At 67.2% G+C, this 21,609-nt stretch carries 13 protein-coding genes; 9 read left to right on the top strand and 4 right to left on the bottom strand.

What is annotated here, in order from left to right; genetic code table 11:
* The coding region (locus NBV68_RS06635) for a TonB-dependent receptor (protein WP_296308227.1) at positions 1-1,877 on the top strand (1,877 nt) is incomplete at its 5' end.
* A 17-nt stretch (positions 1,878-1,894) separates the two neighbouring features.
* The gene (locus tag NBV68_RS06630; protein ID WP_296308226.1) at positions 1,895-2,635 is read left to right on the top strand and encodes an SDR family oxidoreductase; all 741 of its coding nucleotides are present in this window, start codon (positions 1,895-1,897) and stop codon (positions 2,633-2,635) included.
* Positions 2,636-2,709: 74 nt separating this feature from the next.
* On the opposite strand, the gene NBV68_RS06625 is transcribed toward NBV68_RS06630, so the two are convergent.
* Entirely contained in the window at positions 2,710-4,794 is a 2,085-nt protein-coding gene (locus NBV68_RS06625; RefSeq protein WP_296308225.1) for a TIM-barrel domain-containing protein, read from the bottom strand.
* Entirely contained in the window at positions 4,791-6,557 is a 1,767-nt protein-coding gene (locus NBV68_RS06620) for a CocE/NonD family hydrolase (protein ID WP_296308223.1), read from the bottom strand. Before NBV68_RS06620 ends, NBV68_RS06625 begins: the two co-directional genes overlap by 4 nt.
* Before the next feature lie 120 nt (positions 6,558-6,677).
* Here NBV68_RS06620 and NBV68_RS06615 point away from each other — a divergent pair, with 120 nt between their 5' ends.
* The 7 genes from NBV68_RS06615 to NBV68_RS06585 all read left to right on the top strand — a co-directional run bounded on the left by NBV68_RS06615 (position 6,678) and on the right by NBV68_RS06585 (position 19,521).
* Complete coding sequence (locus NBV68_RS06615; protein WP_366067731.1) at positions 6,678-8,912, top strand: prolyl oligopeptidase family serine peptidase; 2,235 nt, start codon at positions 6,678-6,680, stop codon at positions 8,910-8,912.
* 2 nt (positions 8,913-8,914) lie between these two features.
* Complete coding sequence (locus tag NBV68_RS06610; protein ID WP_296308222.1) at positions 8,915-10,168, top strand: MFS transporter; 1,254 nt, start codon at positions 8,915-8,917, stop codon at positions 10,166-10,168.
* Positions 10,165-11,286, top strand: a complete 1,122-nt coding sequence (locus tag NBV68_RS06605) for a DUF2817 domain-containing protein (protein ID WP_296308220.1) — start codon at positions 10,165-10,167, stop codon at positions 11,284-11,286. Before NBV68_RS06610 ends, NBV68_RS06605 begins: the two co-directional genes overlap by 4 nt.
* Positions 11,283-13,403: a glycoside hydrolase family 3 C-terminal domain-containing protein gene (locus NBV68_RS06600; RefSeq protein WP_296308218.1), complete on the top strand. Its 2,121-nt coding sequence runs from the start codon at positions 11,283-11,285 to the stop codon at positions 13,401-13,403. Before NBV68_RS06605 ends, NBV68_RS06600 begins: the two co-directional genes overlap by 4 nt.
* A 459-nt stretch (positions 13,404-13,862) precedes the next feature.
* A complete protein-coding gene (locus tag NBV68_RS06595; RefSeq protein ID WP_296308216.1) occupies positions 13,863-17,048 on the top strand; it encodes a TonB-dependent receptor in 3,186 nt (1,061 codons plus the stop codon).
* A gap of 85 nt (positions 17,049-17,133) precedes the next feature.
* Positions 17,134-17,919: a hypothetical protein gene (locus NBV68_RS06590; protein ID WP_296308215.1), complete on the top strand. Its 786-nt coding sequence runs from the start codon at positions 17,134-17,136 to the stop codon at positions 17,917-17,919.
* Between the two features lie 12 nt (positions 17,920-17,931).
* Positions 17,932-19,521, top strand: a complete 1,590-nt coding sequence (locus tag NBV68_RS06585; protein WP_296308214.1) for a sulfotransferase — start codon at positions 17,932-17,934, stop codon at positions 19,519-19,521.
* Between the two features lie 78 nt (positions 19,522-19,599).
* Here the strand turns inward: NBV68_RS06585 and NBV68_RS06580 are convergent, their stop codons facing one another.
* Positions 19,600-20,949: a sigma-54 dependent transcriptional regulator gene (locus tag NBV68_RS06580; protein ID WP_296308212.1), complete on the bottom strand. Its 1,350-nt coding sequence runs from the start codon at positions 20,947-20,949 to the stop codon at positions 19,600-19,602.
* Positions 20,946-21,609, bottom strand: a 664-nt coding sequence (locus tag NBV68_RS06575; protein WP_296308211.1) for an ATP-binding protein, incomplete at its 5' end; no start/stop codon positions are given. The genes NBV68_RS06575 and NBV68_RS06580, both read right to left, overlap by 4 nt.

The raw sequence follows: 21,609 nt of genomic DNA, 5'->3' as shown, positions 1-21,609 counted from the left end.
TTTCGGTTGTGTCCTTCCTCGGCGGGGCCAACGTATCGCTGCGTGGGGTCGGCACCGGCCAGAATGTGGGCGGGACGGATGAATCGGTCGGAGTCTATCTCGACGACATCTACCAGGGCATCACCAGTTCGGCCTTCACCCGCTTTTTCGATCTGGAGCGCACCGAGGTTCTCAAGGGTCCGCAGGGAACGCTCTATGGTCGCAACGTCACCGCCGGCGCGCTCAACCTCGTGTCGCGCGCCCCTGAACTGGGGAGCTTCAGCGGTCAGGCCGAAGCGGTCTACGGCACCTATGACGCGCTGCGCGCCAATGCCGCGCTCAACCTGCCGGTGGGAGAGGATGCGGCGCTCCGCCTGTCCGGCACCTTCGGCAGCAGCCGCGGCTTCGTCCAGAACATCGACACCGGCGAATACCTCAACGGCGACGACTATTTCGGCCTGAGGGCACGGTTCCTGTTCGAGCCGAGCGACCGCCTGACCATCGATGCCGGCATCCAGTACGTGCAGGACGACACCGCCTCGGTGTGGGAACCGCTCGACAGCGAGGCCGGCTGGCTCGGTTACGGCAAGGTCCGCGTTCCCAAGGCGCTGAACTTCGCCAATGACGAGACGCTCAATGCCAACCTGCGCGTCACCCTGGGCCTGTCCGACACGCTCTCGCTGCGTTCGATCACCGGCTATTTCACGCAGGAGGGCGACCACAGCGTCAGCGGACCGGGCAACATTCCGGACCCGCTCGACGGGGCCTATCAGCTCGACCAGACCAGCTACGACCAGTTCTCGCAGGAAGTGCAGCTGCAGTGGGAAATGGGCGGCAACAGCGCGGTCATCGGTGCCTATTACCTCGACAGCGAGGCAACCGGGCAGCGGCGGATCGATTTCAACCTGTTCGGCCTGCCCAACTTCCAGAACGCCGTCAATCGCGACACCACCGAGGCCTTTGCCCTGTTCGGCGAGGCGCAGATTGCCGTGACCGATCAGCTCAAGCTGATCGCAGGGCTGCGCTACAATGACGAGAAGCGCGGCCTGAGGGTTTCGGCCGGCGACCCACCGGGGCTGACCGATCCCGCCACCCCTTTCTCCGACACCGCGAGCTTCGACGCCGTCAGCGGCCGGGCCGGGCTGACCTATGAAATCAGCGACGAAACGCTGGCCTATCTGACCATATCCAAGGGGTTCAAGTCGGGCGGCGTGCAGAACATCGACGGGGTGATCGGACATTTCCGGCCCGAGATCCTGTGGGCCTACGAAGCCGGGGTCAAGCACGCCCTGCCGCGCGGCGGCGCGCTGGAGGTTGCAGCCTTCCAATACGACTATCAGGACATCCAGGTGTTCCAGGTGGTCAACGTCTTCGACTTCCAGGTGGTCAACGCTGCCGAGGCGCGGATCCGCGGTGTCGATGCCAGCGCGCGGCTGCGGGCGGGGGAGAATTTCGGCCTCAACCTGTCGGGCACCTATCTCGATGCGACCTACCGGGACTTCATCTATCGCGGCCCGGGCGGCGTCGATTTCGACCTTGCCGGCGAACGGCTCGCCCGCGCACCCGAATTCACCTTTGCCACCCAGTTCGTGGTCGACAACTGGACCGTGTTCGAGCGCTGGACCGGCAATGCCAACCTCGAAGTCAACCACCGGCCGAGCCAGCTGACCACCGTGGGCGACCCTGCGGCGATGGCGGCGGCAAGCCTCGAAGGGGTCACGCTGGTCAATTTCGGCTTCGAACTCCGCCCGGTCGAGGACACCGGTTTCGGGATCTTCGGCAATGTCCGCAATATCGGCGATGTCCGCTACTACGAATTCAGCGGCGGCGGCGGGATCATCGGCGGGGTGGTCGCGCCCGGTAGGCGGTTCGAGGTGGGCGTTCGCGCCAGCTTCTGAAGCGGTCGGGCAGGCGCATGGCGGGATCGGCACAGCGGCGCGGTATCGTCGTCGGCGGGGCTGGCGGGATCGGCCGGGCGATCGTGGCGGCTGCGCGCGCGCTGGGGGACGATGTGCTGGTCATGGACCGGGCCCCTGCCGCGAGCGGCGACATCGCCTGCGATCAGGCCGATCCCGCAAGCGTCGCGGCCGCCTTTGCTGAGGCCGATCGCCGCTTTTCCGGCGCCGCGCCCGACTGGATGGTGGCCGCCGCCTCGATCAGCCGGCGCCATGATCTGCTGACTGCCACCTGCGAGGAGATGCAGACGCTGTTCGCGGTCAACGTGCTCGGCACGGCGATGCTGGCGCAACAGGCCGCGCGGCGCATGCGTTGCGCCGGGCGCGGGCATATCGTGGTCATCACCTCGATCGCGGCGGCGCAGGCCTGGGCGCAGGAGGCGTTCTACGGTGTCACCAAGGCCGCACAGGCCGCGCTGGTGCAGGGGCTCGCGGTCGAACTGGGGCCGCTGGGGATTGCCGTCAATGCCGTGGGGCCGGGCGCCGTGGCGGTCGCATCGCGCGGGATGGTCGCGACCCGCGACGATCCGGACGCGATGGCCGGCATCATCGCGCGCACCCCGGCAGGGCGGCTCGGCACGCCCGAGGAGATCGCGGAAGCGGTGCTGTTCCTGACCCGATCCGGCTGGATCACCGGACAGACGCTCTATGTGGATGGCGGCTATCTTGCCGCCGGGATGATGGCGCCGCCGGACGATTGACGCCGCCGTGCATGAAGGGGCGAGCGACCAGGCCCCGTTTGCGAACGGGGCTTCCCGACAGCCGGGCCGGGCGCTCAGCCCGTCAGTCGAGCGCCGCCTTGCCCCAGCGCGCTGCGCAGCGCCGTCACGTCGAGCCCCCGATCGGGCTGGCCGCCGTCGCGCCTTACGAACACCGGAATCCGGTCGATCGGTGCGGCGACCGTGAGCCGCTCGCCACCGTCAACGCACTGTTCGGTCCACAGGCACTCCCACGATGTGTCCTGCGGAAACAGCACGGTGCGCGAATCCTCCCCCTGCACCATGACCGGAGCAACAAGAAGCTGCGAGCCGAACATGTATTGATCGGCCAGGTCCCACATCGCGCTCTCGTCGGGAAAGGCCAGGAACATCGGCCGCATCGGCGGAATACCGGTTGCGGCATATTCGCTGAACAGCCACTTCAGGTATGGCTTCAGAGCCAGTCGGACGCGCAGCTGGCGGCACAGGAGGTCATAGACCTCGGGTCCGTAGCTCCACAATTCGTTCTCCGCCCCCGCGATCGCGAATTCGTGCCCGTCCTGCTCCGCCGCCTCTGCGGCCACCCGAAATCCGTGCAGCCGCAGCACGGGCGTGAAAACCGACCACTGGAACCAGCGCAGCAGCAATTCGCGGAACACCGGGCAATCGATCCGCCCGTCATAGAAGCCGCCGGTGTCCGTGGTCCACCAGCCGATGCCGGAGAGCCCGGCATTGAGGCCCGCGGGCAGCTGGGCCCGCATGGCTTCGAAGGTGGAGGGTATGTCGCCCGACCACAGCAGGCAGCCGTGCCGGTGCGAACCGATCCAGGCCGAGCGGCACAGGAGAACCGGACTTTCCTCGCCGGCCGCCGTCATTGCTGCATGAAAGGCCGCGATATGCTGGGCCGGATAGGCGCTGAGGCAGGCGGTGGCGGGCAGACCGCCGATCCGCACGTGCTCGGGCCGGAAGGGCAGCAGCTCCGGTTCGCACGCGTCGAGCCAGAAGCTGGTGATCCCGTGGCGGAGATATCCCTCGCAGACCAGGTCCATGACATGAGCCGCTGCGTCGGCGTTGGTGGCATCGTAGAAATGCACCCGCGTCGTCTCGGAACCCTCGGCCGACACGTCGATGAACGACCGGCTGTAGAGATCGCCGTCGGCCGTCTCCAGTAGCCACCCCTGCTGCGCCATCCGGTCCGCTGACGAGGCGGCGGGATGAACCGTCGGCCAGATCGAGACCACGGTGCGCACGCCCCGCTCGGCAAGCGTGCCTACCATCGCGGCCGGGTCCGGCCAGTACCGGGGATCGAAACGCCACTCGCCCTGCCGGGTCCAGTGGAAGAAATCGACGACGATCGCGCTCAGCGGCAGGTCGCGCGTCGCATAGCCGTCCGCGACCTCGAGCACTTCGGTCTGCGAAGCATAACGCAACCGGCTCTGCCACAGGCCCAGAGCCCAATCGGGAAATTCCGGCGCAGCGCCCGTGATCTCGCGGAACGCGGAGAGGATTTCGGCCGGGGAACCGGCGGTGATCCAGTAGTCCAGGTAATCGGCGGTGTCGGCGGTCCAGCGGACTAGCGAGCGGCCGAACTCGGCCCGTCCGGTTGCGGGACAATTCCACAGGAAGCCATAGCCGCGGCTGCTGATCGCGAAGGGGATGGAGACCTCGCCATTGCGATGCGCCAATTCGAGCACGCAGCCGTATTGCGACAGCAGGCCGTGCTGTCGCTGTCCCATGCCGACGATGCGTTCACCCTCGCAGCCTTCGAAACAGACCTCGGCGCGCCACGAGTCGCTGCCGGTGCGGTGAAACGAGCGCGCGCCCGGCCCGGCGAAATGTGCGCGGGTCTCCCGCAGCAGCACACGGCCCGTCCGGCGCTCGACGAACTGCAGGCGGATCTCGAACTTCGGGTCGCCATGGCTGGTGACCACCGAGGCCTCGCAGCGGATCAGACCCACCTCGATTGCGGCCGAGCGATCATCCACCGTGATCCGGTTGTCGCCGGGACGTGCCGCCCCATCGAGGGCAGAGAAGGGGTTGTCGCGGATCTGGCCCTGTCCGCCCGCCCTCACGCGCAGGCCCGTGCCGACGCATTCGACCCGCAGGATGTCGCGGCCGACCCAAGCCTCGAAGCCGTTGTCGATGGCATTGAACTCGATCATTGCCCGTCTCCTTGCGCGATCGGCAGGGTCAGCGAAGACCGATGGTCCGGACCGGAAAGCACGGCAACCCGGACCGCGACCGCCTCGGCCGGCATCTGCCATCGCACGGGCGTCGCCGATTGAAGGTTCTTCTCGAGCCGGATCGAGGTGCAGTGGCGCACTACAAAGCGAAGGCGGGTTTCGGCGGGAAGGGTGCGCGACACGAAGCGCAGATCGCGCGCCAGCAGCAGCGACGCGCCAGGCGAGGCCAAGGCCTCCTTGCCGATGCCGGCGCGATCGCGCAGCCGCAGCAGGTCGGCGCTGAGCGTCAGCGCATCGCCTTGCGGCAGCACGGCATCGAGGAAGAAGGCGAGATCGGTGTCGACGCCGTCGAGCTCGAGCCACATCTGCACGCGCGGGTGGCCGCAAAGGGACAGCGGCACGGGCAGCGGGTCGCTCATCCATTCGAGCCCGCGTCCACCAAGGTCGGTCTGGAACACCTGGTTGGTCGGGTCCGAGCCAATCGCGCAACCGGTCAGATCGTTGTAGCTCGGCCCGACCCGGATCGTCGGTGCATTGTCCTTGGTCGGCGCGGGCGCATCGCGCAGCCGCAGTTCCGGTTCAACCGCAGCAAAGTCGCCGGGATCGCAGAGGAACGCGCGCCGTGTCGCGGCTAAAGGCTCCGGCGCGCCGGGCGGCAGCAGCCTTTCATCCCCGAGGCCGAACACCTGCGGCTCGCCGGTCAAGGCTTCGAGCGATGGCCCTCGCACCCAGCGATCCTCCCCGGCGCGATACACCAGGGCAGGCGCGTGCAGAGCATCGGGTTCCGGCCCGCGCCCGAGAATCCAGTCGAACCAGTCCAGTTTCAGCGCCCGCATGTCGAGCGCCGCCGCCGGGCCGTGGCGCAGCAGCCCGACTTGCGGATTACCGGTTTCGAGCCCGAGATGCTCCCACGGGCCGATCACCAGCCGGCTGCGCGTGATCGCATCAGCCTGGCCATGCGCGAGGAAGCGGCGATGCGCTTCGAGGGTGCCGGCACAGGTGAGATCGGCCACACCGGTCGAGCTGAGAACGGGCACTTCGATGGCAGCATAGTCGTCAGGATCGAGCATCGCGCCCACGAAGGGCTCGGCACCGGTCGCGCCTTGCGCGATCTCGTGGAACAGGGGGGCGGGATTGCCGCTCAAGTCCGACAGGTCGGTAAGGCGACCGTCGCTGCGCCAGATCTGGGTAAGCCAGCGGTTCCACTGCCCGGTGTCGGCCAGCGCATTGCCGTGCAGCGCTCGGCCTGCCGTAAGGGTCAAGATCTGGAAGATCGAGGCGGGCAGTATTCCCCCGGGGCGGGGATAGTCGAACCCCGCCAGCGACACGCCGGCCGGGCAGATCGCCCTGAGCGCAGGGGGCCGGGTTGCCGCGATCGTCCATTGGTTCGTCCCGCTGTAGGACGAACCGTGCAGCACGACGTTGCCGTCGCTCCACGGCTGGTCCGCGATCCATGCGATCGCATCATGCCCGTCCAGTCCGTCAGGCCGCATTTGCCGATAGGGCCCGCCGCCGGATTCGCCCCGACCGCGCACATCGGCACAGACATAGGCGTAGCCCCGCATGGCAAAGGCGACACCATCGGTCAGGAAGGTGTCGGCGATATAGGGCGTGAGCCGAAAGATCGTCGGAAACGGCCCCTCGCCAAGGGGGCGCACGAGCAGAGCCGAAAGAGTCACGCCATCACGCATCGGGATCCGCAGACCCAGCCGGGTGCGATGCGCGCTCTCGGGATTCGACATGCGAGTGGCTCCGCAATCAGGGGATCGCGATGGACCCCACCGCGACAGAGGCAAAGAGTTGCATACGCCTTGCATACACTCTAGGAGGTGTCAATCTTGCGAGACGAGGGAGGTGGGACAATGCGCACGATCGGCCTGAGCCGCAGATGTATGCTGATGGGATCCGCCGCGTTTTGCGTGCCCGGCGTGCTTCAGGCAAAGCCCGTGGCGGCCCCTTGTGAGCCCTCCCGCATCCCGCCCCCCCCGGTGGCCCGGAGAGACCCGGTGGTCGACCGGCTTTGGGGTGTCGACGTGCCCGATCCCTACCGCTGGATGGAAACGGACAGCGATCCGGACTGGCTTCCCTTCCTGAAGGGGCAAACGGCGCACACGCGGGCCGTGCTGGACCGGCTGCCCGGTCGCGCCGCCCATCGCGACCGAATAGCCCGCTGGAGTTCGGCGGGTTCGTCGATCGCCAGCAGCTATGCGGTCAGCGCGCTCCAGGCGGGGGGGGAGGGGGTCTTCTTTGCCCGCCACGCGCCCGACGGTTCGGGCCTGCAGATCTGGATGCGGAGCGAGACCGAAGGGTCGGCCCGGCGGGTCTTTGCGGCGCCGGCCGATGCGGGCGGCAAGGCCCCGAGCATCGACTGGTGGCGGGTCTCGCCCGACGGACGGCATGTTGCGGTGGGACTCTCCGAGGGCGGCAGCGAGAACGCGACCGCCCGCATCGTGGAGGTCGACAGCGGACGCCTGCTCCCCGACCGGCTGGAGCGCGCGATGCTGGGCTTCGTGTCGTGGCTGGCGGACAGCAGCGGCTTCTTCATCACGCGCTTCGCCGCCGGCAGCAAGCCGACCGACGGCGACTACCTGTCGAAATGCAAGGTGTGGTTGCACCGGATCGGCACGGACCCTTCGGCGGACGTCCTGGTGTTCGCCCATGACATGCCGGGCGTGGGCGAGAGCGACCGGTTGCTTCTCGAGGTCGCAGAGCAGCCCGGCGAGGATTGGGTGCTGGGCGTCGCCTTCTACACCACCGACGTGAACCCGGTGTTCGTCGCGGACCGATCGGGCGTGCTGGCGGGCAAACCGCAATGGCGCAGGATCGCCGACCGGGACGAACTCGTGAACCACAACCGCATGTCTAACGCGGGCATTGGGGTGCTCGGCGGAAAGGTTCTCCTGCTGAGCAACAAGGATGCCCCGAACGGCCGCATCCTCAGCATCGACCCGGCCGCCCCCGACCTTGCGGGCGCGCAGGTCGAGGTGCCCGAAGGGAACGTGGTCATCCAGTCCTTCCTGGCAGGCTCCGGCAGGCTCGCGATCCTCGATCTCGATGCGGGGGTCAACCGGCTGCGCATCAAGCCCGCGGATGGCGGGATCCGCCCGGTGCCGCTGCCGGTCGAGGGCACCGTCCTGGGGCTCGATACGAGGCCCGACGGCGGCGTGCTGGTGATGGCGACGAGCTGGCTCGATCCGCCCACCGCGCTGCTGCTGCCGCCCGAGGGCACGGCGATGCGGGTCCTCAGGCTGGAGCCGCCGCCCGCCAAGGTGCCAGAGGGCATGGAGGCGCTCAGAATCGTGGCGCGGGCGCGCGACGGGACCATGGTTCCCGTATCGCTGATTGCCGGCAAGGGGATCGCGCGTGACGGCAGCCATCCGATGCTCATGCATGTCTATGGCGCGGCGCGGCTGCCGTTCGATGCCCGATACGATCCGGCGTTCCTCGCCTTCGTGGAGGCAGGCGGGGTGGTGGCGGTCGCCCATGTGCGCGGCGGCGGCGAATATGGGAGGCGCTGGGCCGAAGCGGCCTATGGCGAACGCAAACCGGTGAGCTACCGTGACCTCATCGACTGCTGCGAGGCGGTGATCGGGCAGGGGTGGACCTCGCCCGAACGACTGGTGATCACCGGCGCGTCGGGCGCCGGGATGGTCCTGGGCATGGCATTGGTCGAGCGCCCCGACCTTTTCGCTGCCGTCATCCCGGAAGTCGCCACGCTCAACATGCTGCGCTTCGAATTCACCGCGAATGGTCGCGGCAGCCAGGCCCCCGACATGTCGGTCACGACCGAGCAGGGGTTCCGCAATCTGCTGGCGATCGATGGCTACGCGAATGTTCGCGAGGGCGTGGCCTATCCGGCCGTCCTTCTCACCCATGGCGCGAACGATATCCGGGTTGCCCCATGGATGTCGGCGAAGATGGCGGCTGCGGTGCAGCACGCCTCCCGTTCCCGCAAGCCGGTTCTGCTGCGGATCGATTTCGATGCCGGGCACGGGATCGGCACCGGCGCGACCGCCCATCTGGAACTGATGGCCGACATTCAGGCGTTCACCTTCTGGCAGACGGGCGTGCCCGCCTTCCAGCCGCGGCCCTGCTGACCATGAACCGAACGCCTCGCTGGTTGATCCTGTCCCTGCTGGTCGCGGTCATCAGCATCAACATCATCGACCGGCAGATCATCGCCATCCTGGCCGAGCCGATAAAGCGCGACCTGTCGCTGACCGACACGCAGCTCGGCCTGTTGACGGGACTCGCCTTCTCGCTGTTCTATTCGCTCGTCGGCCTGCCGATCGCCCAGTTTGCCGACCGGGGCGACCGCGTCCGGCTGCTTGCCGCCGCGACCTTCGCCTGGAGTCTGATGACGGGGCTGGGCGGGGCGGCTGTCGGTTATGTCACGCTGTTGCTCGCGCGCGCCGGGGTCGCGGTGGGGGAGGCCGGCTGCAACCCCACCACGCAATCCCTGCTTGCCGACTATTTCCCGCCGGAAAAGCGTGGCTTCGCGCAAGGGGTTCTGGTGACCGCGATCCCCATCAGCAGCCTGCTCGCGCTCGCGATCGGCGGCCTTGTGGCAGAGCGGCTCGGCTGGCGCTGGACCTTGGTGACGGTCGCGATCCCGGGGCTGCTGCTCGCTCCGCTGATCCTCAGGCTGCTGCCCGAGCCGCGGCGCGGCGGCACACCGGCGAGCACCGCCGCCGGGCCGGGCATGTGGAAGGACCTCGCCGGATTGCTGCGCGTGCGGGCCCTGGTGCTGCTGTTGGCGGCCGCCACCTTCGCCTCGATCCAGAGTTATGCGATGCTGCTGTGGGCGCCATCGCTGTTCATCCGCAGCTTCGGCTGGTCGCTGGCGGCTGCCGGCGTGTGGCTCGGACTGGCGGTGGGGGTCGGTGGGGTGATCGGCAGTCTGATCGCAGGCCGCCTCGCCGACCGGCTCCGCAGCCGGGGGGCAGGCGCGCAGATCCTGATCTCCGCCGTGGTCGCAGGCGCGACCGTTCCGATCCTGCTGGTGATGCTCGGCGCGACGCGTGCCGAGATCGCGATCGGTGCCTTCTTCGTCCTGCAGGCGGTTTCGGTCGCCTCGTCGCCGGCGCTCTATGCCGCGCTCCAGGATTTCGCCCCGCCCGCCAATCGCGCGCTGGCCTTCGCGCTGCTGTCGCTTTGCGCGAACCTGGTGGGGATGGGACTCGGCCCGGTGCTGCTGGGCGCCTTCAGCGATGCCCTGCAACCTGCGCATGGCGACCAGTCGCTGCGCCTCGCAATGCTGGTGTGCGTGCCCACCCAGGCGCTCGCGGCGCTGTTCTATGGCCTCACCTTCCGGATCGCCGCGCGCAGCCACCGGGATGGAGCAGCGCAATGAGCGCGATCCCGGGCCACGATGCCGCAGCCACGGCGGGTGAAAACTACACCGAGGCGCGCGCCCGCTTTCTGTCGTCAGCCCGCGCCGCGGGTGCCGAGATCTCCAGCATCGACCACCCGCTTCGAGGTCCGGCAGGGCAGGCTCTGGCAACGGATCTTGCCTGGCTCGGTCCTGCCAATGCGCAGGCCGTGCTGCTGATCGCGAGCGGGGCGCACGGGGTTGAGGGCCATTGTGGTTCGATGGTGCAGACAGCCTGGCTCCGGGCTGCATCCCGCGATCGTCTGCCGGACGGTGTGGCCGTCGCCCTGCTCCATGCCATCAACCCCTTCGGCTTCGCCTGGACCCGGCGCACCGACCACGAGAACATCGACATCAACCGCAACTGGGTGGACTTTGCCCGGCCGCTCCCGGTGAATGCCGCCTACCTTGCGCATGAGGGGCTGGTGCGACCCGAGCACTGGGACGGCCCGGTCCGAGCCGCCTTCCACGCGGTTCTGGAGGATGCGGCGAGCGGGACCGACGGGCGCGCGATGATCGCGGCCCTGACGTCCGGCCAGCATGATCGGCCCGATGGCCTGTTTTTCGGCGGCCGCGCGGCGAGCTGGTCGCGGGCCATGCTCGAAGACCTTCTCCCCCGCGCGTTCCGGCATTGCCGACAGCTCGCCATCATCGACATCCATTCCGGACTCGGCCCCTTCGGCCGTGGCGAGCGGATGATTCCCGCCGGTGCAGGGCCCGCCGCCCGCGTGCGGGCAGGGCGCTGGTACGGGCTGGGCGTCACGCTCGTGGGCGGCGAGGACTCGGTCTCGGCAGCGGTCACCGGGGACTGGATGTCGGGCGCGGCGCGGCTGCTGCCCGAGGTCGCCGTCACACCGGTCGCGATGGAATTCGGCACGCGGCCGGTGGTGCAGGTGCTCGAAGCGTTGGTCGGGGACGCCTGGCTGTGGCGCGACCGGCCAGGCCGGGCCGACCATGCCGGCGACGTCATGGCCGCGACCCGCGACGCCTTCTTCCCGGCCGACCCCGTCTGGCAGGGCATGATCCTCGGCCAGGCGCTGGCCATGATCGGGCAGGCGCTGGAGGGACTGTCCCACGATCTGTCGGAGAACATCGAATGACCGACTTCGCGCCGCGCAAAGGCCTCGGGCCCACGCAGATCGCGGACCTTGTGGAACGCATTCTGGCGAAGGCCACGCTGGAGGAGAAGGTCGGCATGATGTCGGGCCAGGGGTTCTTCCGTGCCTATGCCGAAGACCTCAAGCGCTGGGGCGCGCGGCCTTATCGCGCAGGCGGCGGGATCGACCGCCTCGGCGTCCCGGCGCTGTGGTTCACGGACGGTCCGCGCGGTGTCGCCCGCGGGAATTCCACCTGCTTCCCTTGCAGCATGGCGCGCGGCGCAAGCTTCGATATCGACCTCGAAAGGCGCGTGGGCGAGGTGATGGGGATCGAGGCCCGGGCGCAGGGCTGCAACCTGTCGGGCGCGGTGTGCATCAACCTGCTGCGCCACCCTTCGTGGGGACGCGCGCAGGAGACCTATGGCGAGGATCCCGTGCTGCTGGGCGAGATGGGGTCCGCGCTCGCCGCGGGCATCCAGGCGCACAACGTGATCGCGACCGCCAAGCACCTGGCGCTGAACAGCATCGAGAATGCGCGCTTCAAGGTCGACGTGCAGGTCGACGAGCGCAGCCTGCACGAGGTCTATCTGCCGCACTTCCGGATGATGGTGGAACGCGGCGTCATGAGCGTGATGAGCGCCTACAACAAGGTTAACGGCGAGTATTGCGGCCAGAATCACGTGCTGCTGACCGACATCCTGCGCACCGAATGGGGCTTCGAGGGCTTCGTGCATTCCGACTGGATCGAGGGTCTGCATGCGATCTACGGGGTGACGGCGGGGCTGGATATCGAGAACCCGGAGCCGCTGGTATGGGGCGATCGGCTGGTCGCGGCTGTGAGGGCGGGGCAGGTCGAGCAGCAGGTCATAGACCGCGCCTGTCGCCGTATCCTCGGCGTACTGTACCGGATCGCGTGCGCGGACGATCCGCTGCCGGATTACCCGATGTCGCTGGTCGCGAGCGATGCGCATCGCGCGCTGGCCCGCGAGGTGGCGGAACGCTCTGCCGTTCTCCTGGAGAACGACGGCACGCTGCCGCTGGAGGCTGCGGCGATTTCACGGCTTGCCGTGCTCGGCCGGCTGGCCGCGATCGAGAACACCGGCGACCACGGCTCGTCCCGCGTGCGTCCCCCCAATGTGGTGACGGCCCTGGCGGGGCTTTCGGACTATCTCGGCGCAGACCGGATCCTCCATGCAGACGAAGACGATCTCGAGGCCGCCAGGGCGGCGGCCGATGCGGCCGATGCGGTGGTTGTGGTGGTGGGGACGACGGCCTATGAGGAAGGCGAGTTCATCGACGGCGACATCAACCTCGGTCAGGGCGAGGGGATTGCCATCGATGCGGCCAAGCTGCCCGAGGACATTCGCAACCGGGCCCGCGGCGGCGACCGGACCGACCTCAACTTGCCCCCAAGCCAGCGCCGGCTGATCGCGGTGGCTGCCGCCAGCGGGCGTCCGGTGATCGTCGTGCTGGTGTCGGGCTCGGCCATCCTCGTCGAGGACTGGCGGGGCGAGGCCAGCGCCATCGTGCAGACCTTCTACGCGGGAATGGAAGGCGGCACCGCGCTGGCGAGGTTACTGTTCGGGGCGGTTTCGCCATCAGGCCGGCTACCCTTCACCCTCGCCCGCGACCCGGCGCATTATCCCTTCTTCGACAAGGATGCCGACCACATCGTCTATGACCTGTGGCACGGCTATCCACTCCTGCTGCGCGATGGCAACGCCCCACGATATCCGTTCGGCCACGGCCTTACCTATACCCGTGTCGAGAACCGTTCGGTGCGCGCGTGGGCAGCGGGTGAGAGCGTGTGGATCACCGCAGCCGTTGCGAATCTGGGCGACCGAGATGTCGCGCATGTGCTGCAGATATATGCCGAGGTTCCGGCGCAAGACGCGGAGCAATGGCCGCGCAAGCTTGTGGCCTTCACCAAGCTGCAGGTACGCGCCAGAACCGTTGCGACCTGCGAACTGGTCGTGCCCATTCGGCATCTCTGCCGTCGGGTGGAAGGCCGTTGGCACCTCGTTCCAGGCGATTATCGCTTACTTCTGGCAGAGAACGCGGCTGACCCCGAGCCGAAAGTAGCGTTTATCCATCTCTCAAGTGACGTCAGTCGACCCTGAGCAACATCCTGCACGTCGCCACTCGGAAATGAGCCATCAAATTCTCGCCGAAGTCTCGCTACCGTGCGGTGCGTATAGCGCATGAGCGTAACGCGCCGACCCTGTTCTGGCGGGCCCATCGCCGGCGGCGGGCGCTGTGGGCCACGCTCCTCAAGTCTCTGCCGAGAAGCCTTTAACGGTAAGGAAGTCGACCTCCTGCTGCTGGCTCTGACGGTGGGCGCACCGGATGTTGCCATGGGCGCGCATCGGCGCGCGCAGACAGACTGTCCCGCTGAAGAGCGCGAAAGGGACGTACTCCAGGGCCGACGGCGCAAATCATGTGACAAAATTGACACGATTTTGGTTGGCAAAATCATTTTCGCTTGGCCTACCCATCTGCAAGCCTTGGCAGGCAAGGAGCCGTTTTGCATTAGTCGTGGCAGGGACCCTGATAGGGGTGGGCAACAAAAGGTAGAGAACATGAAGGCTTCGCTTTTCACACGTGGAAATCGCGCAACGCTGATGCTGGGCGTCGCGTTCGGCGCCATGGCTGCATCGCAGCCCGCGTTCGCGCAGGAAGTCGTCGAGGAAGAGCAGCCGGTCGAAGAGGCGGCTGCTCCTTCTACCGACGAAATGATCGTCACCGGCTCGCGAATTCGCTCGGTTACCCCGTTCAACAGCCCCGATCCGATCGCGGTGCTTGATCCGGAAATCGCCAAGAAGGAAGGCCGCACCGATCTGGCGAGCACGCTGCAGGGCTCCTCGATCGCAGCCGGCTCCACGCAGGTCACGTCGGCGCTTTCGTCCAACTTCGTGACCAATGGCGGTCCGGGCGCGCAGACCATCGACCTTCGCGGCCTCGGTGCCAACCGCACGCTGGTGCTGCTCAACGGCCGCCGCGCAGGGCCTGCCGGTACGCGGGGCGGGGTGTCCTCGTTCGACCTCAACGTGCTGCCGCTGTCGATCGTCAGCGACATCCAGATCCTCAAGACGGGTGCATCGTCGGTCTACGGTTCCGACGCGGTCGCGGGCGTGGTGAACATCTTCACCAAGAACAAGCTCGATGGCCTGACGCTCGATCTCAACGCGTCGGTGCCGTTCGACAGCGGGGGCGAGAACTTCCGGATCAGCGGCGCGTGGGGCACGACCTTCGACCGCGGCCACATCATGATTGCGGGCGACTACACCAAGACCCAGGAACTGGCCCGCGGCGATCGCTCCTATCTCGCCTGCCCGGAAGCCAACATTTTCGACGAGAGCGGCAATCGTTCCGACCTGATCGATCCGCGCACCGGCCAGCCGCATTGCGAGGATTTGCGCTGGGGCCACGTCTGGACTTACATCCGCACTCGCGGCGGTCAGCGGGTTGAGAACCTTCGGCTCGACGGTCCGAACGGCCCCAACACGGGCATCCAGACCACCCCGGGCGCCGTGCAGTTGTTGCAGTTCCAGTATCCCGGCGGTCCGGGTGGTGGCACGCTCGGCATCCCCGCATTCGGCGCCCCCGTCGGTGCGGACGACTTCAGCGCGCCTGCCGGCTGGTTCCCGACCGGCTATAACGCGGCCTCGATGGCGGTGCAGAACGCCTATCACCCCTTCGTTGAACAATCGACGATCATCCCCGAAACCGATCTCTACACGGCCTATGCCGAAGGTGCGTTCGAGATTTCGAGCGCGGTCGAGGTGTTCGGTGAATTCCTCTTCAACCGCCGTGAAACCTACCAGAACGGCTGGCGCCAGTTCTGGAACTTCGGCTACACCGGCGACCTGCGGAACAATGGTGGCCCGCCCGACACCCTGTGGGCTCAAGGTTTCACCGGCTTCAACTTCCTGAGTCCGACCGGCATCACCGACCTGTCCGACAACAGCCAGCAGGTCGACTACTATCGCGGCGTCGCCGGCGTGCGCGGCGAGATCAGCAGCAAGGGCAACTGGACCTACGACATCCACGCCCAGTACAGCCGCAGCATCGGCCGGTACCGCAGCCAGCAGATCCTGCAGGATGCCTACGACACCGGCTACTTCCAGACCTCATCCTGCGTCGGCACCGTGACCCCGATCTCGGGCAAGCAATGCATCGACCTGCCCTGGACCGACCCGTACTTCCTGCGCGGCGAGCTGACGCAGGCACAGGCTGACTTCCTGACCGAGTGGGAAGAAGGCCGCACGCTCTACACGCAGAAGACCGCCGAAGCGATTGTGGCAGGCGAGTTGCTGACCCTTCCGGGCGGCCCGCTGGCCATCGCTCTCGGTGCCTCGATCCGCGAAGACCTGATCAATGACACGCCCGGCGAAATCACGCTGGCGGCCAACGCCTGGGGCGCTTCGGCGAGCGGCATCACGGCAGGCAAGAGCTTGACCACAGAAGCCTTTGCCGAAGTGAACGTGCCGATCCTGTCCGACCTCCCGTTCATCGAGGAACTCACCCTTTCGGGTGCCGGACGCGTCACCAACGTCAAGGCCACCCGCGCCTCCGATGGGGTCGAGAACGAGGACAACGGCAACTGGACCTACAAGATCGGCATGAACTGGACGGTCACCGACTGGCTGCGCTTCCGGGGCAGCTTCGGCACCTCGTACCGTGCACCGGCGCTGTTCGAGCAGTTCCTGGCCGACGAGACCAGCTTCGTTCCGCAGAACCGCATCGACCCCTGCGTTGCGTGGGGCGCAAACTTGGCAGCCGGCGCGATTTCGCAAACGCGCGCAGACAACTGCGCAGCTGACGGCATCCCGGCCACTTATGGCGGCGGCGGCATCAGCGCGACGATCATTTCGTCGGGCGGTCTCGGCATCCTCGAGTCCGAAACCTCGCAGTCGCTGGTCGTCGGCACGATCCTGACGCCGAGCATTTCGTTCCTCCCCGATACCGACATCAGCATCGCGGTCGACTACTTCGACATCGAAGTCGAAGGCGAGATCTCGCAGCTGGGGGCAGGAACGATTCTGGCCGGTTGCTACGACTCGCTAACCTTCGCAACCGAGCCGCTGTGCAACCTGTTCACTCGCGGTCAGAACACAACTGCCCCGTTCCAGATCGCCACGGTGCGCGATTCGTTCATCAACGTCTCGAGCCAGAAGAACTCGGGTCTCGACCTTTCGGTTCGGGTTGGTCAGGACCTGGGCAAGCTCGGCACGGTTGCGCTCACCGCTGACATGACCTGGCAGATCACGGACGATTCCCAGCTGTTGCCGACCTCTCCGGTGTTGAACGAAAACGGCTTTGTCGGCTCGCCCAGGTGGGTTGGCGATTTCCGCGCCAACTGGTCGCACCCGTCCGGCTTCAGCATGTTCTACGGGGTGAACGTGATCGGTTCGGGCAGCTCGCGCGAGCTGTTCGACCGCGGTCGGCCGACGGCCAATGGCTGCCTGCGCTCGTTCAACAACCAGGGCACTGCCAGCACAGCGGACGATCTGCCGATCTACGGGGTCTACTGCCCCGACCTCGATGTGCCTGCGACCTTCTACCACAACATCTCGATCACGCAGGAAATCGCTGATGGCCGCTTCACGATCACCGCTGGTGTGTCGAACCTGTTCGACACCCGTCCGCCGCGGGTCTCGGTGCTAAACGGCGGCACGATCAGCACGCTCGGGCCGGTGGTCGCAACTTCCCAGTACGACTTCGTGGGGCGTCGCGGCTTCATCAACGTCTCGACGAAGTTCTGATCACTCCATCACCGGCGTAACGAAGAGGCGGCATGGCAACATGCCGCCTTTTCTGTCATAGGCAGCCACGGAGACCGCTTTCGCAATGCCCGAGATTTTCGTCAGCCCCGATACGCTCGATGCGGAGAATGCCCGGTTCGCGCAGGCCCCCTTGCGGCAACCTGTGTTCCTCAATTCCGTGCCCAAGAGCGGCAGCCACCTGCTGCGCAACATCCTGCGCATGTTCGTGCCTGTGAACCAGCAATATGCAGCCGACTTCATCCAGTGGGCTACCCTGCCGCAGCACCGGCATGCCTTCGATCCGGCCCGGCCGTCCTTGAGCTGGGGGCACCTGTTCTTTGCCGATGCATCGGTGGTTGAAACCGCCCATGCCCGCCGGATCGTGCTCTACCGCGATCCCTATGACTGGGTGATCGCGCGGGCGCGGTTCCTGCTGTCCGACCAGTTCTCCGGCAATGTCGAGCATCTCAAGAACGGGGAAATCGCGGCCGACGAGCTGCTGACCATGATGATCTTCGGCCTGCCGACCAAGCTCCCTTCATTGAATGCGATCTACGAGCTCAACGCCGTTGCCTGGCTGGGCGCCCGTGCCCGGCTGCTGAAGCTTGAGGACCTCACCCAGGCCATCGCCACAATCGACACGCCCGAGGCCGAAAGCTTCTTTGCCACACTGCTCGAGGATTGCGGCATCGCCATGCCGCAAGACTGGCAGGAGCGGGTCAGGATCGGTGCCGACCCTGCGCAAAGCGGCACCGCGCGCGGCAATCTTACCGGAGTGGCGATCGATCTGCCGAGCAAGCTCGGGCCGCGCCACAAGGCGCTGGTGGATTACCACGCGCCCGGCCTCAGGGCCGTGCTCGGCTATTCCTGAACCCGGCCCGAAATGACCGCGAACACCGTCTCCACCGCAATCTACCCGCGCCTCAGCGAGGCGATCAGACTGCGCGAGCAGGGCGACTTTGGCCGGGCGGCGCAATTGGTGATGGCCCATCTCAGGGAGCGGCCCGACGAACCGCGCGGGCTGGCGCAGCTGGGCTTGATCGGGGCCCAGACCGGTGCCCTCGGCCAGGCCGAGCACTTCCTGCGCCGGGCGCTGATGATGGGGGAGAAGACGCCCGAACTGCTGCGCACGCTCGCCTCGATCTACAGCCAGCAGGAACGCCTCCACGTCGCCGAATCCTTTACCAACCGGCTTATCAACGAGGAAGGTGCCCTCGAGCTGCGCAGCCTCAGGGCAAGCCTGCTCGACCGGATGGGGCGGCACGCCGAAGCGCTCGCGATCCAGAAGCAGCTGGTCGACGAAAACCCGCGCAGCATCCCGCACCTGCTGGCCTATGGATACGGCCTCAGGGCCGCAGGCGATGTCGACGGCGCGATTGCCGCCTATCGCCGGGCCATTGCCATCGACGATGAATATGGCGAGGCATGGTGGGGCCTTGCCGGCATCAAGCGCAAGGTTCTGACCGACGCGGACATCGCCGCGATGCAGCAGGCGCTGACCATCGCGATCGATGAACGCAACATCGCACCGCTCAATTTTGCGCTGGGCCGGGCCTTCCATGACCGCGGCGATTTCGCCAAGGCCTTCCACCATTACAGCGAGGGCAACCGCATCCGCGCCGAGGCCATCGGCTATGATGCCCGGGCACTGACCGACGAAGTGGCCGAGGTCGAGCGTCTTGTTGATGCCGATTTCATGGAGCGGATGCCCGCGCGGTCGCTGGGAACAGACCAGCCCGTCTTCATCATCTGCCTGCCCCGCTCGGGTTCGACCCTGCTGGAGCAGATGCTCGGCTCTCACCCGGCGATCGAGCCTGTGGGCGAGCTGCCCTACATCCCAGCGATCCTGCGCTCGGTGATGGAGATCAGCTCGCGCAAGGCCAAGGTTTCGGTTCCGCAGGCGATTGCCGCGCTCACCGATCAACAGGCGGCGCTGCTGGGTCAGGACTATCTCGGCCGGGCGCGGCTGCACCGCAAGACTGACCGCCCGTACTTCATCGACAAGCTGCCGCAGAACTGGAGCAACGTCCTGTTCATCCGGCGAATTTTGCCGCAGGCGCGGTTTATCGATATCCGGCGACCGGCGATGGACTGCTGCTTTTCGAACTTTTCGCAGTCCTTCACCGCAGCGCACGCCTCGTCCTTCGCGCTTGAACATATCGGGCAAAGCTATGTCGACTATGTGCGGCTGATGCGGCATTTCGACACTGTGGCTCCGGGAATGATCCACCACGTCAGCTACCGCGCCCTCGTCGACGATCCCCAGACGACACTGCGCCCCGCGCTCGATTATCTGGAGCTTGGCTGGGACGATGCCATCCAATCGTTCCACACACTCGACCGCGTTGTCCGCACGCCAAGCAGCGAACAGGTGCGCCGTCCCCTCAATCGCGACGGGATGGAGGTCTGGCGGCCCTATGCCCAGTGGCTGGGCCCGCTGAAACAGGTGCTCGGCGAACACGCGGCAAGCTGATGCCGTTTGTCCTTTGGCCAGCACCTTGAGGTGCTAGCCATGCCGTGCAGCGTCGCGCTGTCCGGGCCGCTCCCGTCCCTACCGGAACCGCGCGGGCTTGAGGTTGTATTTGGCGAGCTTGTCGTAGATCGTCTTCCTCGGCGTCTGGAACTTTGCCTGGAGCGCGGCGATGTCTCCGCGGCACTGGCGCAGTGCGTCCTCGAGTAAGGTGCGCTCGAAGTCGGCGACGATCTGCTGGAGCGGGCGTTGTTCGGCCACGGGCGCGGGCGGGGCGCCGAGGTCTGACAGGCCGAGCACAAAGGCGCGGGCAAAGCCCGAAAGCTCGTGGAGGTTGCCCGGCCAGTCGTGGGTCTGGACGTGCCGCCATTCCGCAGCGCCGATCGCGGGGGCGGTCACGCCCGTCTCGCGCGCATGGCGGGCGACGAACAGGCGGAATATTTCGGGCACGTCCTCGCGCCGCTGGCTGAGCGGGGGGAAGGCGATCTGCACTGCGCCAAGCCGGTGCCACAGCGGATCGCGCCCCGCGCCCGTGCCATCGTCTTTGCCTGTGCCGGGATCCTCGGTCAGCCGGGCGATGATGATGCGGATGTTGAGCGGCCTTGCGCGCGTGCCGCCGATCGGCAGCACCTGCCGGGTCTCGACCAGCGACAGCAGCCGCGCAGTCAGCACCGCGTCGGCGGCGGCGATCTCGTCGAGGAACAGGGTGCCGCCATTGGCGCGCTCGATCAGGCCGGTGCGCGACAGGCCGCCGCCTTGCCCCGCCCCCGGGTCGCGCCCGAACAGCAGCAGTTCGGCATCCTCGTGTGCCAGCACGCCGGCATCGACCGTCACGAAGGGGCGGCTGCGGCGCGGACTGCAATCGTGGATCAGGCGCGAGGCGTGGCTCTTGCCGGTGCCCGCCGGGCCGGTCAGGACCACGTCGATTTCCGAGCGCGCGACGACTTCGATCACCGAGCGCAGCCGCTGCGCGGCGGGCGAGCTGCCTGGGATTGCCCCCTCGGCGCTGCGCCCCGCCGCCTCGCGCAGGGCGCGGTTCTCCAGCGCCAGCGCGCGGCGTTCGCTGGCGGCGCGGACAGCGCGGATCAGGTCGACGGAGGAATAGGGCTTGGTGAGGAAATCCGCCGCGCCGTTCTTCATCGCCGCCACCGCCATGGCGATGTCGCCATGCCCGGTGGTGAGGATCACCGGCAGATCGGGGTCGATGTCGCGCAGAGCCGCGAAGAAGGCGATTCCGTCGATCCCCGGCATGCGCACGTCGCTGACCACCACACCGGGGTAATCGGCATCGAGCCACGCCAGCGCGGCGCGGGCATCGGGAAAGGCGGTGACCTCCGCGCCTTCGAGAACGAGCGCCTGCATCGTCGCCTCGCGCAGCGGCGGATCATCCTCGACCAGCGCGACCTGAAGGGGTGGGGGCAGGGCGGTCATGCGGCGGGCATGACCATGGTGAAGCGCGCGCCTCTGGCTGCGTCCTCGTGCAGCAGGTCGCCGCCCAGTTGGCGCATGATGTCGCGCGAGATGGCGAGACCGAGGCCGATGCCTTCGGGCTTGCTGGTGACGAAGGGCTGAAACAGCGTGTCGCGCACCTCGGGCGGCACGCCGGGGCCGCTGTCGGTGACACTGAGCCGCACGCGCGCGCCGTCGGCGGCGATGGTGAGCACGATATGCCCGCTCTGCGCGCAAGCCTGCACCGCGTTCTGGAGCAGGTTGACCAGCACCTGTTCGAGCTGCACGTGGCGCGCCCTCACACTGGACGCGGCAAGCTCGGCGGCGGGGCGTTCGAGCGTCAGGCCTTTCTGGCGCATCTGGTCGTGCAGCAGCAGCAGCGAGCCGTCGATCACTTCGGCGAGGGTGACAAGCCGCGGCTCCTCGGCCGATCGGCGGCTGAAGAAGAGCTGTTCCTCGGTAATCTCGCCGATCCGCCCCGCCAGCCCGGCGATGCGAGCGAAATTGGTCGCCGCCTCCTCGACCCGGTCGGCGGCGAGCAGGCGTTCGCCATTCTCGGCAAAGACACGCATCGCGGCGAGCGGCTGGCGGATTTCATGGCCCAGACCGGCGGTGATCTGGCCGAGCGTCGCCAGCCGGTTG

It is taken from the genome of Erythrobacter sp. (genome assembly GCF_023653175.1).
In the GTDB taxonomy this organism is placed as follows: domain Bacteria; phylum Pseudomonadota; class Alphaproteobacteria; order Sphingomonadales; family Sphingomonadaceae; genus Erythrobacter.
This window is presented reverse-complemented; position numbering and strand designations above follow the sequence as displayed.